Origin of the sequence: Hyphomonas sp., assembly GCF_018402285.1 — a bacterium.
Taxonomy (GTDB): domain Bacteria; phylum Pseudomonadota; class Alphaproteobacteria; order Caulobacterales; family Hyphomonadaceae; genus Hyphomonas.
Genome location: NZ_JAGYJH010000003.1, coordinates 1,435,196 through 1,450,730 on the forward strand (window position 1 = coordinate 1,435,196; position 15,535 = coordinate 1,450,730).

Here is a 15,535-nt window from a genome sequence, read left to right on the forward strand (position 1 = left end):
GCTGTCAAGGCCGCTGCGGTTTCAGCCATCTTCCCGGTAGGCGATGAAGGCGAGGCTGACGAACAGCACAAACAGGGGCGGAGACCATGCAGCCACCGCAGCCGGCGCAGCCCCGGTGGCCCCGAGGCTTGAGGAAAACTGCGTGAAGAAATAAAGCCCGATGGCCGCCAGAACCCCCGTTGCCAGAAGCCTTGAGGTGCCCCCAAGCCGCTGCAGGCGCAGGCAGGCGAGCGCCCCGATCAGCGCCATGGCCGTGAAAAGCACCGGCGTCGCGGTCAGTTGCAGCAGCCGCATCCGGTAGCGCGACGTATCGAGGCCCGCTGCTCTCGTCTCCGTAATGAAGCGGGGCAGGTCCCAGAACCCGATCGTGCCGGGCGAGGCAAACTCGTCCAGCAGGCGAACGGCGTCCAGCGTGGTCGGCAGCGCCAGGGTCTCCCGCCGCTCCGGCACCTGGTTGGGCAGGTTCTCGACCAGGTTTTCCAGCTGCCAGAACCCGTCATTCAGGACGGCGCGTTCTGCATCGATCCGGCGCACGAAGGCAAAGTCATTGGTCGGCTGGCGGCCATTATAAAGGCGCTGTTCCTCGATGATCTTGACGTCCAGCAGGGTGCGCCCGCCATCCTCTACCCGCCTTGCATGGATCACATACTGGCTGGCATCATCCCCCTGGCGCAGCCAGACGCCGGTATCGGCCACCGCCACCGTTTGCCGCCCGATATTCAGCAGCCGCGCCCGTTCCGCCTCGAAAGACTGGGTCAGGCGCGCCGCAAAGGGGTTTAGCGCAAGGGACGAAAAGAGCCCCAGAACCACGCCCAGCACGATCACCGGCGTCAGGAAGCGCCAGGCCGAAAGCCCGCTGGCCCGGATGATCGAGAGCTCCGAGCGCCGGTTCAGGCGGGTGAACGCCATCATCGTCGCCGCCAGCAGCGCAAAGGGCAGGGTCTGCTCGACGATCATCGGCAGCTTCATCAGCGACAGCCGCAGCGCGTCCAGAAGAGTGATCTGCACATCCCCGCCGACCGTGCGCAGCTGCTCCACCACGTCGATCATCATGATCGCCAGCAGCAGGATGCCCAGCACCAGCGCCAGCCCCGAGAGGCATTCGCGCAGGATATAGCGCTGGATGCTCGAGAAGAGCGGCATCAGGCGCGCGCTCCGGGAACGTAATCGGGTCTTGGCTGGGTCACGGCCTGTTTGCGGCCGATCCGGGCCCCGCGCCCGAAATAGATCCAGGCGAGTGTGCCGCCGGTGAGCAGGGGCACAGCCCAGAGCGCCGCATTCAGGCCCGGATCATCCGACGCAGCAGACTGCAGCGCCAGATGCACCACCAGAACAAGGATCGCGCCCGATGTCGCAATCCCGATCCGCCGGGAATAGCCCTGCCGGCTGAAATCCCCGCCCAGCACCGCATAGATCGCCAGCAGCGCCATCACGATGTTGAGCATCGGAGATGTGAGGCGCGCGTTCGCCTCTGCGATGAAGCCGTCGGCTTCCTTGTTTTCAAAGTAGTTCTTCCGGTCCAGAAAGATGAGCTCGTGCAGGAATTTGTCCGAAGCCTTGAGGATCAGCTCGGAATCTTCCTTCATGAAGTCTGTCAGGTCGAACATGTACTGGTCAAACTCCAGCACCGAGAGTTGCTGGTTGGCGTCGAGCTGCTGGCTGAGCGCGTCGCGCAGCAGCAGGGTCGGGCGCCCGTCCACGGAGACGAGCGCGGCTGAACGGGCGAGGATGTCGGTCGGGAAGTCCGGATCGGTCATGTCCGAAATCAGCACCCCGCGCAGCTCGCCGCCGACCTGATCGCGCGCATAAAATGTGAGCCGCTCGCCATTCGACGTGAACTGGCCCGCCCGGAACACGGCCGCGGCAAGGTCTGCCCGGGCTTCGGCGACGGCTTCACGCATCGCCCGCTGCGACATCGGCTGGACCCAGAGGTTCACCCCCAGATGCACCACCATACAAACGACTGCGAGCCGCAGGACCGGCGAAGCCACCTGCCAGCGTGTCATGCCTGCGGCCTGCGCCACGACAATCTCCGAATCCTTGTGGATGCGGTTGAGCGACCAGACTCCCGCCACGAACAATGCCAGCGGCAGCAACAGGGCGATCACCTGGGGCGATCCCAGCATGACGATGTAGAAATAGGTGATCGCCGATTGCCGGTTTTCGAGAATCAGATCGGTGCGCGACAGCCCCTGCGCCAGCAGGGCGACCATCACCAGACTGCCGACAATGATCAGCACGGCCTGCACGACCTGCTTGAAGAGATGCAGCTGGATCTTCGTCATGAAAGGGGTGCGGGCACTCTAGCGTTCAGAAGCCAAACCGGAATTGGCAGCAATTCATTAGCTAACGAGTTGCGCTTGGCGCGTCGATGCTTAGTTTCCGCTCCAAACGGAGTTTCCACACATGAAGATTACATTCGCAGACGCCGCAAAGGCTGACATCGCCGCCTTCATCGCCGATGAGGGGGCAGGTCTGCCCGGCAGCGCAGAAGCGCTCGACAAGGCCACCGGCGGCCTCCTTTCCGAGGCGATCGACGGCGGCCGCTTTGATGGCAAGACCGGCCAGCTGGTGTCAGCGGTTCTGCCCAAGGGGGCTGACGCCCGCCGCGCCGTCATCGTCGGCGGCGGCAAGCCCAAGAAGCGGGACGCCCGCGCCATGGAGAATATCGGCGCCCATTTCGTGAAGGGCTTTGCCTCCTCCGGCTTCAAATCGGCCTCCATCGCGGCCCACACCGCCGAAGAGGCCGCCCGGGTGGCCGCCGGCGCCAAGCTCGCGGCCTACCGGTTCGATACCTATTTCACCAAGCTGAAGCCCGACCAGAAGCCCAGTCTCTCGAGCCTCACGCTCGTCTGCGACGATCCCAAGGCCGCCAGGGCCGCTTACGCCCTGCTCGACGCGGCCACCGACGGCACTTATCTGGCGCGCGACCTCGTCAACATGCCGCCCAACGACCTTCACCCGGAAAGCTTTGCCGAGAAGATCAGGGAACTTTCTTCTCTCGGCATCGAGGTTGAAGTCCTCGGCGAGAAGCAGATGGCCAAGCTCGGCATGGGCGCGCTGCTTGGCGTCGGCCAGGGCTCGGTCAAGGAAAGCCAGCTTGGCATCATGAAATGGAATGGCGGCAAGCCGGGCGAAGATCCGGTCATCCTCGTCGGCAAGGGCGTCTGCTTTGACACCGGCGGCGTCTCGCTCAAGCCCGGCCCCGGCATGGAAGAAATGCGCGGCGACATGGGCGGCGCGGCGGCTGTCACGGGCACGATGCGCGCGCTCGCCCAGGCCAAAGCCAAGGTCAACGTCGTCGGCCTTATCGGCCTTGTGGAAAACATGCCCGATGGCAATGCCATCCGCCCCGGTGACATCCTCCGCTCGGCTTCGGGTCAGACCATCGAAGTCCAGAACACCGACGCCGAAGGCCGCCTCGTCCTGTGTGACGTGCTCTGGTACGCTCAGGAGCATTACAAGCCGAAGGCCATCGTCGACCTTGCCACGCTGACCGGCGCGATCGTCATTTCCCTCGGCCACCATCATGCCGGCCTCTTCTGCAATGATGATGACCTTGCCGAAGAGCTGACCAAGGCGGGCATGGCCGAAGGCGAGCGCGTGTGGCGCCTGCCGATGGGCCCGGAATACGACGCGCTGATCAAGTCGAAGTTCGCCGACATGCGTAACATCGGCGGCCGCGCCGCCGGCTCGATCACGGCGGCGCAGTTCCTCAAGCGCTTCATCAAGGACGGCGTGCGCTGGGCGCATATCGATATCGCGGGCGTTGCCTGGGTCGAAGGCGAAAAAGCCCCGACCGATCCTAGCTGGGCCTCGGGCTATGGCCCGCGCCTGCTCAGCCGCTGGATCGTGGACAACTACGAGGCCTGACACATTCCCGAGAGCCCCCGCGCAAGCGGGGGTCTCGACCGGCCATACCAGAGCCCCGCCTTTGCGGGGGTAAGCGGAGAGAGGGTTGAGCATGCAGCCAGCAGCCCCCGAATGGTGGTTCTACCATCTCTCGCGCAGCGCGCTGGAGGAGGCGGCCGCGCCGCTCCTCCAGAAATGCCTTGAGGTTGGGTGGCGGGTGCTCGCCGTATCTTCGCGCGCCGAGCGCCTCGCCAGGCTCGACGCCGTGCTCTGGACCTTTGACGATGCATCCTTCCTGCCACATGGCCAGGCCGACGCGCCGGGGCTCGATGTGACGCGCCAGCCGGTGCTGCTGTCGGCCAAGCTCGCCAATACCAACAACGCCGACGCCCTGATGCTGATGGACGGGGTCGAGGCGCCGGTCGACGCGGCTTTCAAGCGTTGCATGGTGATGTTCGAGGACGCCGACACCGCCACCCGCAACAAGGCGCGCGGTCAGTTCAAGGCTGCCAAGGACGCTGGGCTCGTAACGCGCTATTTTCAGCAGACGGAACGGGGCGGCTGGAAAGAGGCGGGACTTTGATTCTAGCTCTCAAGATTGGCTTTTTGCCATTCAACCATGGTTTCCCACAAGTCGTTGAATATCAGTGTATCTGCATCATACTTTAGCAGTTTGCAGATTTCCGGAAGATCTATTTCGTAACGTTGGTATCTTTCGACGATATACTTCGCGCCCGGTATGTTTTTGCGGCGTGAGACGGTTTTGAGCCAATCCCGTATGCAAAGGATAGCTTCGCCTGGGTCTCCGCTGTGGTGGCTGATATCCCGGCCAGATATGTCGGACATCGCGATCTTGTAGCGATGTGGTTCCTTATCCAAAATTATCAGCCGTTTATCTTTTTGGGTGCCGGAGCCAAATCTTCGGGCACCGAGAAACAGCCCAAGCTCTAGCGGCATGTTGAACCGGGGTAGGAAATTTTTCTCATCCAGTTCCATATTCGAGAGATCGTGGATGCCGAACTTCGATTGTTCTATGATTGCCTCAATCTTCTGTAAGCGGATTTGTCCACCATCGTTGGTTTCCAGAGCGCAGCGAGGTTCGTATCCGCAATCTACCACAGCAAATACCATCGCGCGGAACATTGGCGCGAAGTCATCTGAAAAGGGGCAATTGATGAAGACCGAACGTGAGTAGGTCGGCATCCGAAAGTTTAAGCGCTTTTGCTGCGTTGTGATACGACCGCAGTGACAGCATCACGAATAGCGCGCTTGGTCAGCGTCCCACCCGATGGCGGAACCACAAGCTTACGCCCGTCCTTCAGTTGGACGAACTGCCCGCTTCGTGAATCACGCGCCACAGCGCCTGATTTATGCGATTTTTCCGACACGTGTTTCATAAGAGAAACATTGCATATCTGAGTGCGTCTACAAGTTGATGCCCTCAAACCTTCTTCACAAACTCCGACTTAAGCCCCGTCGCGCCGACGTCGTCGATCTTGCAGTCGATGTCGTGATCGCCCTCCACAAGGCGGATGTTCTTGACCTTCGTGCCACGCTTCACGACCAGCGATGAGCCCTTCACTTTCAGGTCCTTGATCACCGTCACCGTGTCGCCATCGGCGAGCGGGTTGCCGACCGGGTCCCTGACAACCTTCGGCCCGTCCGCTGCCGTCTCGCCCCGGCGTCCATGCATGGGCGCATTCGGGGCAGACCAGCAGAGCGCCGTCTTAACAGGTCAGGCCAGAGCCACATTTGGGGCAGGGGGGAAGGTCGCTCATGGCCGCCAGGGTTTCGCTTGTGGAAAAAGGCCGCCCTACGCCCTGGCTTCCCCGTGCGCAAGGGCGCCTATCGGCGCTTGCCCCGGCGACGCCGCGCCGCTATAGGCCGCGCAAATCCCCGCAAACATCAAAAGACTACAGGAAGCTCCTCATGGCCGTGCAGCGCACCTTTTCCATCATCAAGCCCGACGCCACCGAGCGTAACCTTACCGGCGCGATCAATGCCGTGATCGAGAAAGCCGGTCTGCGCATCATCGGCCAGCGCCGCATTCAGATGACCCGCGCCCAGGCCGAGCGTTTCTACGCCGTCCATTCCGCGCGCCCCTTCTTCGGCGAGCTGGTCGACTTCATGATCTCCGGCCCGGTCGTCGTTCAGGTTCTCGAAGCGGAAGACGCCATAACGAAGTACCGCGAAGTGATGGGCGCCACCAACCCTGCCGACGCGGCCGAAGGCACCATCCGCAAGCTGTTCGCCAAGTCGATCGGCGAGAACTCGGTCCATGGTTCGGACTCGGCCGAGAACGCCGCGCTCGAAATCGCGCAGTTCTTCTCCGAGGCGGATCTCACGAGCTGACCAAATCTGGTTGCCTTCGGGCACCGGATCAGAGCCGGAGGCAGGGACGCCCGCCTCCGGCTTTTTCGTGTCCGGAAGTGGCCGGATCTGGCCGGATCTGGCCGGAATTGGCGACGGATTTGTACCCGCTGGCACCGGTTTGGCGACATTTTGCGGGGGTCTGAAACGGCTGGAATCCGTAAACCCTTCCTTTCAGATCATGATTAATTGGCCCCTTACCCTTCATGGCCCTACAATCCCGGCCTGATAAGACACGTATCAGACCAGAGATTCAGGTAACCCGTCCCATGTCCAAAACGCCAAAAAATACCGAATTAAAACACGGCGCCGAAGACCTTGAGGCCCGCCTGGCCGCGCTGCGCGCCGAGGTCGATGAGATCATGCTGGCCCTCGCCGCAAAGGCAGAGGCTGAAAAGGCAGACGTTGGGGCGAAGGTCGAAGACGCTGCGAAATCTGCAGCAACCACTGCAGAAGAGCTAAGTGAGGAAATCCTCCGCGATGCCCGCCGCGCGCTGAAACAGATCCACAAACAGGCCGCTTCGCTGGAGAAGACGCTGTGGGTAGAGACCCGCGCCAATCCCCTGCAAACCCTGCTGATCGCCTTTGGCGCCGGCTTCATCGCTTCGCTGCTGATCCGCCGCTGATGCTGTCTTTCCTGTCCTCCCTTTTGCAGAGCCATGTCGAGGTACAGGTGAACCGCGGCATCAGGGGCCTTGGCACCCTTGCCGTGGTCGGGGCGATGCTGCTGACCGCTTATATTGCTGCAGTTCTGGCGCTTGCCCTGTTCCTGGCCGAACGGATGAGCCCCTGGGCCACGGCGGCTTTCATCGCCCTCGGCTTTGCCCTGATGGCAGGACTTATCCTCCTCTTCGTGTCGCTCAAGAATGACGCCGACAAGCGCGCCGAAGAGGCAGCTGCAAGGGCGCGTCAGGACACGCAGGCTCAGATTCTGTCTGCCCTGACAGGCGGCGAAGGCGGCGGTAAACAGGCCTTGGTGATCGCCGCCATTGCCGGCCTGATCCTCTCCAGCCTGCTCGGAAAGGGCGATGAGGAGGATGGCGACGCCTGATCCCCGTTATTCGGCGCCAACCTTCACGACGCGCCGGCCGGTATTTTCCCCCCGGAAAAGTCCACAGAAGGCTTCGGGCATCGCCGCGATGCCCTCAAAGCGCTCTTCCTGAGTTTTCAGGCCGCCGGAAGCGATCATTTGCGCCATGGACCCAAGGGCCTCGGGGAAACCGCGCGCAAAATCGAAAACCACCAGCCCTTGCATGTTCACCCGGTGGGTGATGAAGGGTTTGGTGTGGACAATGCCCGGCGTTTCCTCCGGTTTCAGGTTGTAATCGGCCACCTGACCCGAAATGCAGATCCGCCCGTTCAGCGCCATCAGCTGCAGCACGGCGTTGACCATCGCATTGCCCACATTGTCGAACAGGATATCAACCCCGTTGGGAAACTCCGCCGAAATCGCGCCGGAAAGATCGCGCGCCGTCTTGTAGTTGATCGCTGCGTCAAACCCGGCTTCGGAGACCAGCCAGCGGCATTTCTCATCGCTGCCGGCGACGCCTACAACTTTCGAAGCGCCCCAGGCCCTGGCGAGCTGTCCTGCAGTGGCGCCTACAGGGCCCGCGGCGGAGGTGACGAGAACGGCGTCGCCTTGCTTGAAGCGCGCCACGTCTTTCATGCCAAACCACGCTGTCAGCCCCGGCACGCCGAGCACGCCGATCCAGGCCGAAAGCGGCACGCCCGGAACATCCATAACCTTGCCGATGAAGCCTTTGCCGGACTGGACCGAATGGGTCTTCCATCCCCCCGCGCAGAACACCTTCGTGCCAACCGGCCAGTCCGGATGGCCGGAGGCATCAATGATGCCTGCGCTGAAGCCGTCGATGGGTTTGCCGAGCGGCAGGGCAGCTGCATAGCTATCGCCGCCAGACAGGCGCGAGCGTGTGCCGGGATCAACCGAGCACCAGACATGCGCTACGCGGAACTGGCCGTCCCTGGGCTCTGGAAGGGGCTGGGTTTCCAGGCGGAAGTCGGAGGATTTTGGCGGGCCGTCGCAATACTGGGCGAGGACGATCTGCTGGAGTTCGCTCATGGATTCGGGGCCTCCCAACCCTTTTGATTTCAGGCAGTTTTTATCTTCTCGCACGCCAGCGCAAGGGCGCGGGGGTAAAGCTTGTGTTCTTCCGGCAGGATGCGGGCGGCGAGCGTCTGGGCGGTATCGCCCGGCAGGATCGGCACAGCGGCCTGCGCGATAATCTCGCCTTCATCGACCCCTGCGCTGACCCAGTGGACGGTGCAGCCCGCTTCTGCGTCGCCGGCGTCGATGGCGCGCTGGTGGGTGTCGAGGCCTTTGTATCTGGGCAGGAGGGACGGGTGGATGTTGATCATCCGGCCTTCCCAGCGCGTCACGAACCAGGAGGTGAGCACGCGCATGAAACCGGCCAGCGCGATGATCTCTGTGCCGGCATCTGTCAGCGCTTTGTCCAGCGCGCGCTCGAAGGTTTCACGGTCCTTGCCATAGAGCTTGTGGTCGATGGTGAGAGTGGGGATGCCGGCAGCGGAAGCGGTTTGGAGGCCTTTGGCGTCGGGGCGATTGGAGGCAACCAGCACCGGTTTTGCCGGATAGGCGGGGTCTTCAGCCGCGCTCAGCAGCGCCTCCATATTGGAGCCGCGCCCTGAAATCAGGATCGCCAGATTGAGGCGCGTCATGCGCTGGCAAGCTCACCGAGGAGGCGCGGGTCTTCGCCGGCAGCCTTAAGGTCTGCCATGACCGCGTCTGCCTGTTCGGGCGCAACCGCGAGGACAAGACCGATGCCCATGTTGAAGGTACGGTGCATTTCTTCAAGATCGACTTGTCCGGCGTCCTGCAGCCACTGGAAGACCGGGGGCGGGGTCCAGGCGGCGCGGTCGATGCGCGGGACGAGGCTGTCGGGACACATGCGGGGCGTGTTCTCGGTGATGCCGCCGCCGGTGATGTGGGCGAGGCCTTTGATGCGACCCGAGCGGATCAGCGGCATCACGAGCGGCGCATAAAGGCGGGTCGGTGTCAGGAGGGCTTCGCCCAGCGTCTCGGAACTGGAGAAGGGCGAGGGGCCGCCATAGAAGAGGCCCTCGCGTTCCACGATGCGGCGGATCAGCGAGTAGCCGTTGGAATGGGGACCGGAGGAGGCGATGCCGATCAGCGTGTCGCCGGGTTTCATGTCGCCCATGCGGGGGAGTACCTTGTCGCGGTCCACCGCGCCGACGACAAAGCCGGCCAGGTCATAATGGCCGGGGGGATACATGCCGGGCATTTCAGCGGTTTCGCCGCCGACGAGGGCGCAGCCCGAGCGGCGGCAGCCTTCTGCGATGCCGGCAATGACGGCTTCTGCGATGCCGCCCTCGAGCTTGCCGGTGGCGAAATAGTCGAGGAAAAACAGCGGCTCGGCGCCCTGCGCCAGCACATCATTGGCGCACATGGCGACCAGATCGATGCCAACGGTGTTGTGGATGCCGGTTTCGAAGGCGAGCATCAGCTTGGTGCCGACGCCGTCTGTGCCCGACACCAGGATCGGGTCGTTGAAACCGGCTGCTTTAAGATCGAACAGCGCGCCAAATCCGCCGAGGCCGCCCATCACACCGGCGCGGGCGGTGGCCTTGGCCATCGGAGAGATTGCGTCTACGAGGCGCTCGCCTGCCTCAATATCGACACCCGCGTCACGATAAGAGAGAGGCGTCTTGGACGGCGTGTTCATTGGAATTGTGGCCCCTCAGTTTACCTGAATCGGCGCGTTAGCATGACGATGGCCCGAGTTCCAGTGAAGGATCGGAAGTGAAGCAGCCGGTTTCCGCCAGCGGGCAGGGTTGCTAGAAGAAAGACCGACAAGGAGTTCACCCCCCATGATTCGATGGATTATTGCCGCCGCGCTCGTGATTTTCGCTGCTGCGCCAATGGCTTTGGCCGACACGCGCGATGTCTACACGATCCGCGACATTGAGGTGGACCAGCAGGCCGCGACTGTCATTGAGGCGCGCGAAGCGGCCATGGCGTCTGCCCGGGTCGCTGCGGCGCGGGCCCTGATCAGCAAGATTACGCTCGCTTCCGACCGGAGCGCCGCAGGCGGCATCCCGGTTGACGGGGCGCTGGCGTCCCGCCTTACGGCAGCCGTCGACGTGCAGGAAGAAACGGCCGGCGCAGGCCGGTATCGCGGCAAGCTGGCGGTCGTGCTGAACCCGCAGATGGTGCGCGCGCATCTGGACTCGCTGAATGTTCCCTATCTCGACAGTCAGGCCCCTCTGGCGCTCATGGTTCCGGTAACCACGACGGCATCTGCCGCAGATGCGTGGCGGGCCGCCTTTGAAGAACGCAACAATGGCGCGCTCGCGCCCTACGTTACAGCGAGCGGCAATTTCTACTCGGCCTACAGCTCCTGGTCTGAAATTTCGGCAGAGGCCGTGCCCCTGAACGCCCGCCGGGCCCTGATTGCGGAGCTGCAGGGACGCGACGGCGCCTGGCGCGTGGTTGTCTCTTCTGTAACCGCCGCCGGAAATGAGCCGGTTGGCGCAACCCCGCCGGCAGCCAGCCTGACGGACGCGGCCAAAGCCGTGACAACCCTTCTGGGCGAGAGCTGGAAAGAGGCATCCATCGTGCGCGATGGCAGCCGGACGAGAGTGGATGCGTCGGTGCGCTATACTTCGCTAGCCGAGTGGAACACGCTGCGCGGCGCGCTCGCCCGCTCGCCGCTGGTTTCAGACTTCCGCACCAAAGCCGTTGCAAGGGAAGGCGCGCTTGTCTCCTTTGCGTATGCCGGTGATGAAAACCGCCTGCGCAGCGACCTGGTTCAGCGCGGCGTGAGCCTGAGCCAGGAAGATGGCAAGCTGACCCTGCGATCGGCTGTAACCACGACCGGCATCCAGTGACGTCAGAGACCGGCGGATCGCAGGACGGTCCGGGCCAGCCGCTGCTGTCTTTCCCGGCGCCTGATGCGCACTGGGGCGGGTTGATCAGGGGTGGGCCGAACGAAGCCGCCATCGGTCTGGCGTCTCGCCCGGCAGCCTGGGCGACCCACGCCCTATGCCTAACCGGCCCAATCCGGTGCGGGCTGAGCTACCTTGCGCAGGCTTGGGCTGGCCGGTTTGGTGGGAAATATTTGACGTCGCAGGACTTCACCGGCCTGAAACTCGGCGCGCTCGACGCGCTGGCTGGAGCGCATGTAGCGCTGGACGATGTGGACATGATTGTTGTGAAGCGGGATGAGCCGCTGTTGCTGTTCTACAATATGGTGGCGGCCAAGGGCGGGCGGTTGCTGCTGGTGGCGCATACTGGCCCTGCGGCGTGGCGAACCGGCATCGCAGACCTTCGTTCGCGGCTCAACTCCATGCCGGTGGTTGAAATCGGCCAGCCGGATGAAGCCCATCTCAGGGCGCGGCTTCGGGCCGCAGCCGCCCGGCGCTTCATGAAACTGTCGCCAGAGACGATCAATTACCTCGTCGCCGCGTATTGACCTTTCCTATGAGGCAATCGAGACCCTCATGGACAGGCTGAGCGGGGCAGTGAGCATGGCCGGGAAGGCACCGGGGCTGGCGCTTGCCCGCCTGGTGCTTGAAGGATTGGATGAAGACCGCGAAGAAGATGAGGGCGCAGGCTGAAAGCCGGGCGCCGGACCAGGGGTGAGCGATGCCGGACGGGCAACAGCAGCAGCGTGCAGTCAGACAGATCATGTCTTCCCCGCAGCGATTCCTGAACCGGGAGCTTTCCTGGCTGCAGTTCAACCAGCGTGTGCTGGACGAAGCCAACAACGCCGACCACCCGCTGCTCGAGCGTCTGCGCTTCCTGTCGATTTCGGCGAGCAACCTCGATGAGTTCGACATGGTGCGCTATGCGGGCCTGCGCGAGCAGGTGCGCGCGGGCGTGACCAGGCTGAGCCTTGACGGACTGACGCCGGCCCAGCAGGTGGCCGAGATTGAAGCAGCGGCGCTGAAGCTGATCGCGGCCCAGCAGGAACAGTGGCGCAAGCTGAAAGGCGAGATGGAGGAAAAGGGCATCCATGTGCTGGAGCCGCGCGATCTGACGCGCAAGGAACGCGGCGAAATCGAAGAATACTTCACCGCCAACATCTTTCCGATCCTGACGCCGCTTGCGGTCGATCCGGCGCATCCGTTTCCGTTTATTCCCAATCTCGGCTTCACGATTGCCTTTGACCTGGAGTCAGAAACCGGCGGCGAGGGACAGGTGGGTATCGTGCCGATGCCAACCTTTGTGCGGCGCTTCATCCGTCTGCAGACAGGCACCAAGCCCGGCATCCGGTTCATTGCCCTGGAGGATGTCATCGGGATGTTCCTGGGCGCGCTTTTTCCGGGCTTCAAGGAAGCGGGGCGGTGTCTGTTCCGGATCGTGCGCGACAGCGATATCGAGATCGAGGAAGAGTCTGAAGATCTTATCCGTGAGTTTGAAGTTCTGCTGAAACAGCGCCGGCGTGGCCGTATCGTCCGCCTACGGATGCAGTCGAGCGCGCCTGAAAAACTGCGCCATTTCATCATGCGTGAAATCGGGGCAGAACCTTCCGATATTGTTCTATATGACGGCATTCTTGGTATGGCGCGGCTCTCGGAGCTCATTGTCGATGACCAGCCGCAGCTGCTGTTCCCGGCATATGAGCCCCGCTATCCTGAACGTGTCCGGGAAATGGGCGGGGATATTTTTGCGGCCATTCGTGCCAAGGACATCCTCATTCATCACCCGTTTGAAAGCTTCGATGTTGTGGTCGAATTCGTGCGCCAGGCGGCGGCCGACCCGCAGGTTGTGGCGATAAAGCAGACCCTTTACCGGACAACTGTGAATTCCCCCATCGTCGGCGCCTTGATCGAGGCGGCGGAGTCCGGCAAGACGGTGACTGCGCTGGTCGAGATCAAGGCACGTTTCGACGAAGAGGCGAACCTGCGGCTGGCGCGTGACCTGGAGCGGGCAGGTGTCCAGGTTGTCTACGGCTTCATCGAGTACAAGACGCACGCAAAGGTATCGCTGGTCGTTCGCCGGGAAGGCAATGACCTTCGCACGTACACGCACTATGGAACGGGCAACTATCATCCGGTCAATGCGCGGATTTATACGGACCTTTCCCTGTTCACGGCCGATCAGGCGCTTGGGCGGGACGCCAACCGTCTGTTCAACTATGTGACCGCGTATCGCGAGCCGCCTGAAGTGGCACCTGCTTTCGAGACGATCGGGATGTCGCCGGTAACGCTGAAAAAGCAGTTGATCGACATGATTGATGTTGAGACGCAGGCTGCACGCAAAGGGAAACCCAGCGGGGTCTGGGCGAAGATGAACAGTCTGGTAGATCCCGATGTGATCGATGCGCTTTACAAGGCGAGCCAGGCAGGTGTGCCAGTGGTGCTGGTTGTGCGCGGTATCTGTTGCCTGCGCCCGGGCATTCCCGGCGTTTCGGACAATATCACGGTAAAGAGTATCGTCGGTCGCTTTCTTGAACATTCCCGGATCATCTGCTTTGCCAATGGCGAGGCATTGCCTTCCGCGAATGCAAAAGTGTTTCTCTCTTCGGCCGACTGGATGCCGCGTAATCTTATGCGGCGCGTGGAAGTTCTTGTTCCCCTCTTCAATCCAACAGTTCACCGGCAGGTTCTCAACCAGATCATGGTGGCCAATCTCAATGATGAACGCCAGACCTGGCTGATGCATCCGGACGGCAGTTATGAGCGGCTCAAGGCAGCTTCCCCGGAAACGGCTTTTTCAGCGCACGGATATTTCATGGACAATCCCAGCCTTTCCGGCCGAGGAAGCGCGCTGGAAGTCAGCCTGCCGCCGAGGCTTTCCTACCGTGAGACCCATCCGAAATGAGTTTCCCGAAGTCCAGGCTGGCGGGCATTATCGACATCGGGTCCAACTCGGTGCGCCTTGTGATTTGCGAGGTGATGGGCGCCTCCATCCTGCAGACCTTCAATGAAAAGGTTATGGCGGGCCTCGGCGAAGGGGTGCCCAGGTCTGGGCACCTGTCGCCAAGGGGCGTCGAGGCAGCGCTCAAGGCGTTGAGCCGTTACCGTGCCATCCTCAGGGCGCTGAACGTTGAAACATATCAGGCTGTCGCAACGGCTGCTGTGCGCATGGCAAGCGATGGCGACGCTTTCCTCAAACAGGCAGGCAAGATTCTGGGGGTGCCGGTCAGGCTGCTCAGCGGGGAAGATGAGGCGCGGCTATCTGCGCGCGGCGTGGACCTGAGCATCCATGATCCGGTCGGCCTGATTGGGGATCTGGGGGGATCAAGCCTTGAGTTTAAGCGGATTGGGCTGAAGAAGGGTCCAGAGGTCGGCGAAAGCCTGATGCTGGGGCCGCTTGCGCTCGGCGACATCGTCAGCGATCCCAAGGAATTGCGCAAACGCATCCGGGATACGCTGAAGACCAGCGACGCACTGATCGGCGCGAAAGGAAGATTTTATGCCGTGGGCGGAGCATGGCGCGCGTTCGGCCGGCTGGTCATGGAAATGGACAAGTATCCGTTGCAAGTGCTGCAGGGCTTTCAGATCAATGACGGGCAGGTGGCCCGCGCGGCCAAGCTCTGCATCGATTCGCTGACCAATGCCGCCGCGCGTCAGCAAATCGAGGCAATAGACAAGCGCCGCGCGAAGCACTTCCCGATGGCGGCCATCCTCATCGAGGAAATCCTGACCCATAGTGCTCTGGAAGGCGTAACGATTTCCGCTGCGGGCGTTCGTGAAGGCGTGCTTCACGACCTTCTGGAGATGACCCTTGATGATCCGCTGACCGATGGGATCATTGCCTATGCACGGCTCGATCACAACCAGATCGCCTTCGGTCGGGCGCTGCACGAATTCATCTCGCCCGCGCTGGTGCCCCAGAATGACCTGTTCGGGTCACCGGCTGCAGATGTTCGCATCGAGAAAGCCGCCTGCATGATGGCCGACAGCGCCGGCCGCTTCCATCCCGACCACCGCGCCGCGATGGCGTATGATCAGGCCCTGCGCGCGCCCTATCTGGGGGTGACCCATCCCGAGCGGGCGATGATCGCCCATGCCATCGGATGCCGGTACGAAAAGGACTTCAAGCGTCCGGGTGAGCATATCATGCTGACAACCGAGCAGCAGGCTGAGCGAGCAAAACAGATAGGCTTGCTCATGCGCCTGGGCGCAGTCTTCTCCGGAAGGTCGGGTCCGATCCTGCAGCGCGCGTCACTGCATCTGGAAGGGGATACACTGACACTCAAGGTGCACCGGCGCGACGCCAATCTGATTTCGGAAACCGTCGAGCGCCGCTTTTCCCAGGCCGCCGGCATGCTGCGGCTGAAGCACGCCACCCTTGTTCGCTAGGCTG

The 15,535-nt window shown here is 62.4% G+C and carries 14 protein-coding genes and 2 pseudogenes; 9 read left to right on the forward strand and 7 right to left on the reverse strand.

Annotated features, from left to right (window positions below; all coding sequences use genetic code 11):
* Positions 1-21: 21 nt before the first annotated feature.
* On the reverse strand, positions 22-1,143 hold the full coding sequence (gene lptG, locus KG722_RS09645; protein ID WP_213271509.1) for an LPS export ABC transporter permease LptG: 1,122 nt from the start codon (positions 1,141-1,143) through the stop codon (positions 22-24).
* Entirely contained in the window at positions 1,143-2,285 is a 1,143-nt protein-coding gene (locus KG722_RS09650; RefSeq protein WP_213271510.1) for an LptF/LptG family permease, read from the reverse strand. Before KG722_RS09650 ends, lptG begins: the two co-directional genes overlap by 1 nt.
* Before the next feature lie 115 nt (positions 2,286-2,400).
* Between KG722_RS09650 and KG722_RS09655 the strand changes: the two are divergent.
* Together KG722_RS09655 and KG722_RS09660 are read left to right on the forward strand one after the other, a co-directional pair.
* A pseudogene (locus KG722_RS09655) lies at positions 2,401-3,873 on the forward strand (leucyl aminopeptidase); the annotation flags it as partial.
* Positions 3,874-3,964: 91 nt separating this feature from the next.
* Positions 3,965-4,435: a DNA polymerase III subunit chi gene (locus tag KG722_RS09660; protein ID WP_213271512.1), complete on the forward strand. Its 471-nt coding sequence runs from the start codon at positions 3,965-3,967 to the stop codon at positions 4,433-4,435.
* Between the two features lie 2 nt (positions 4,436-4,437).
* Here KG722_RS09660 and KG722_RS09665 read toward each other — a convergent pair whose 3' ends face one another.
* Both KG722_RS09665 and KG722_RS09670 read right to left on the reverse strand, forming a co-directional pair.
* Positions 4,438-5,055 carry a hypothetical protein gene (locus tag KG722_RS09665; RefSeq protein ID WP_213271513.1) on the reverse strand — a complete coding sequence of 206 codons (618 nt, stop codon included), beginning with the start codon at positions 5,053-5,055 and terminating at the stop codon, positions 4,438-4,440.
* Between the two features lie 238 nt (positions 5,056-5,293).
* A pseudogene (locus KG722_RS09670) lies at positions 5,294-5,570 on the reverse strand (zinc ribbon domain-containing protein YjdM).
* 211 nt (positions 5,571-5,781) lie between these two features.
* Here KG722_RS09670 and ndk point away from each other — a divergent pair.
* From ndk to KG722_RS09685, 3 genes are all read left to right on the forward strand, one after another.
* Positions 5,782-6,204 (forward strand): nucleoside-diphosphate kinase, encoded by a 423-nt coding sequence (gene ndk / locus KG722_RS09675; RefSeq protein WP_213271514.1) that lies wholly within the window; start codon positions 5,782-5,784, stop codon positions 6,202-6,204.
* 287 nt (positions 6,205-6,491) lie between these two features.
* The gene (locus KG722_RS09680) at positions 6,492-6,848 is read left to right on the forward strand and encodes a hypothetical protein (RefSeq protein ID WP_213271515.1); all 357 of its coding nucleotides are present in this window, start codon (positions 6,492-6,494) and stop codon (positions 6,846-6,848) included.
* On the forward strand, positions 6,848-7,273 hold the full coding sequence (locus KG722_RS09685) for a phage holin family protein (RefSeq protein WP_213271516.1): 426 nt from the start codon (positions 6,848-6,850) through the stop codon (positions 7,271-7,273). Before KG722_RS09680 ends, KG722_RS09685 begins: the two co-directional genes overlap by 1 nt.
* Before the next feature lie 6 nt (positions 7,274-7,279).
* On the opposite strand, the gene KG722_RS09690 is transcribed toward KG722_RS09685, so the two are convergent.
* The 3 genes from KG722_RS09690 to purM are packed head-to-tail and all read right to left on the reverse strand — an operon-like array spanning position 7,280 to position 9,944.
* Entirely contained in the window at positions 7,280-8,302 is a 1,023-nt protein-coding gene (locus tag KG722_RS09690; protein WP_213271517.1) for an NADP-dependent oxidoreductase, read from the reverse strand.
* Between the two features lie 29 nt (positions 8,303-8,331).
* Positions 8,332-8,919: a phosphoribosylglycinamide formyltransferase gene (gene purN, locus KG722_RS09695; protein WP_213271518.1), complete on the reverse strand. Its 588-nt coding sequence runs from the start codon at positions 8,917-8,919 to the stop codon at positions 8,332-8,334.
* Positions 8,916-9,944 (reverse strand): phosphoribosylformylglycinamidine cyclo-ligase, encoded by a 1,029-nt coding sequence (purM, locus tag KG722_RS09700; RefSeq protein ID WP_213271519.1) that lies wholly within the window; start codon positions 9,942-9,944, stop codon positions 8,916-8,918. Before purM ends, purN begins: the two co-directional genes overlap by 4 nt.
* Before the next feature lie 145 nt (positions 9,945-10,089).
* Between purM and KG722_RS09705 the strand changes: the two genes are divergently transcribed.
* The 4 genes from KG722_RS09705 (at position 10,090) to KG722_RS09720 (ending at position 15,531) form a co-directional block, all read left to right on the forward strand.
* Positions 10,090-11,109, forward strand: a complete 1,020-nt coding sequence (locus KG722_RS09705; RefSeq protein ID WP_213271520.1) for a hypothetical protein — start codon at positions 10,090-10,092, stop codon at positions 11,107-11,109.
* Positions 11,110-11,339: 230 nt separating this feature from the next.
* Positions 11,340-11,693, forward strand: a complete 354-nt coding sequence (locus tag KG722_RS09710; RefSeq protein WP_213271521.1) for a hypothetical protein — start codon at positions 11,340-11,342, stop codon at positions 11,691-11,693.
* A 173-nt stretch (positions 11,694-11,866) separates the two neighbouring features.
* Positions 11,867-14,047: an RNA degradosome polyphosphate kinase gene (locus KG722_RS09715; RefSeq protein WP_213271522.1), complete on the forward strand. Its 2,181-nt coding sequence runs from the start codon at positions 11,867-11,869 to the stop codon at positions 14,045-14,047.
* Complete coding sequence (locus KG722_RS09720) at positions 14,044-15,531, forward strand: Ppx/GppA family phosphatase (protein ID WP_213271523.1); 1,488 nt, start codon at positions 14,044-14,046, stop codon at positions 15,529-15,531. Before KG722_RS09715 ends, KG722_RS09720 begins: the two co-directional genes overlap by 4 nt.
* Positions 15,532-15,535: the final 4 nt, after the last annotated feature.

Bases quoted from the DNA above. Each gene is read 5' to 3' on its own strand.
- lptG (WP_213271509.1), bottom strand. From the start codon at position 1,143: ATGCCGCTCTTCTCGAGCATCCAGCGCTATATCCTGCGCGAATGCCTC.
- KG722_RS09690 (WP_213271517.1), bottom strand. From the start codon at position 8,302: ATGAGCGAACTCCAGCAGATCGTCCTCGCCCAGTATTGCGACGGCCCG.
- purN (WP_213271518.1), bottom strand. From the start codon at position 8,919: ATGACGCGCCTCAATCTGGCGATCCTGATTTCAGGGCGCGGCTCCAAT.
- KG722_RS09665 (WP_213271513.1), bottom strand. From the start codon at position 5,055: ATGCCGACCTACTCACGTTCGGTCTTCATCAATTGCCCCTTTTCAGAT.
- KG722_RS09650 (WP_213271510.1), bottom strand. From the start codon at position 2,285: ATGACGAAGATCCAGCTGCATCTCTTCAAGCAGGTCGTGCAGGCCGTG.
- KG722_RS09685 (WP_213271516.1), top strand. From the start codon at position 6,848: ATGCTGTCTTTCCTGTCCTCCCTTTTGCAGAGCCATGTCGAGGTACAG.
- KG722_RS09720 (WP_213271523.1), top strand. From the start codon at position 14,044: ATGAGTTTCCCGAAGTCCAGGCTGGCGGGCATTATCGACATCGGGTCC.
- purM (WP_213271519.1), bottom strand. From the start codon at position 9,944: ATGAACACGCCGTCCAAGACGCCTCTCTCTTATCGTGACGCGGGTGTC.
- KG722_RS09705 (WP_213271520.1), top strand. From the start codon at position 10,090: ATGATTCGATGGATTATTGCCGCCGCGCTCGTGATTTTCGCTGCTGCG.
- ndk (WP_213271514.1), top strand. From the start codon at position 5,782: ATGGCCGTGCAGCGCACCTTTTCCATCATCAAGCCCGACGCCACCGAG.
- KG722_RS09715 (WP_213271522.1), top strand. From the start codon at position 11,867: ATGCCGGACGGGCAACAGCAGCAGCGTGCAGTCAGACAGATCATGTCT.
- KG722_RS09680 (WP_213271515.1), top strand. From the start codon at position 6,492: ATGTCCAAAACGCCAAAAAATACCGAATTAAAACACGGCGCCGAAGAC.
- KG722_RS09660 (WP_213271512.1), top strand. From the start codon at position 3,965: ATGCAGCCAGCAGCCCCCGAATGGTGGTTCTACCATCTCTCGCGCAGC.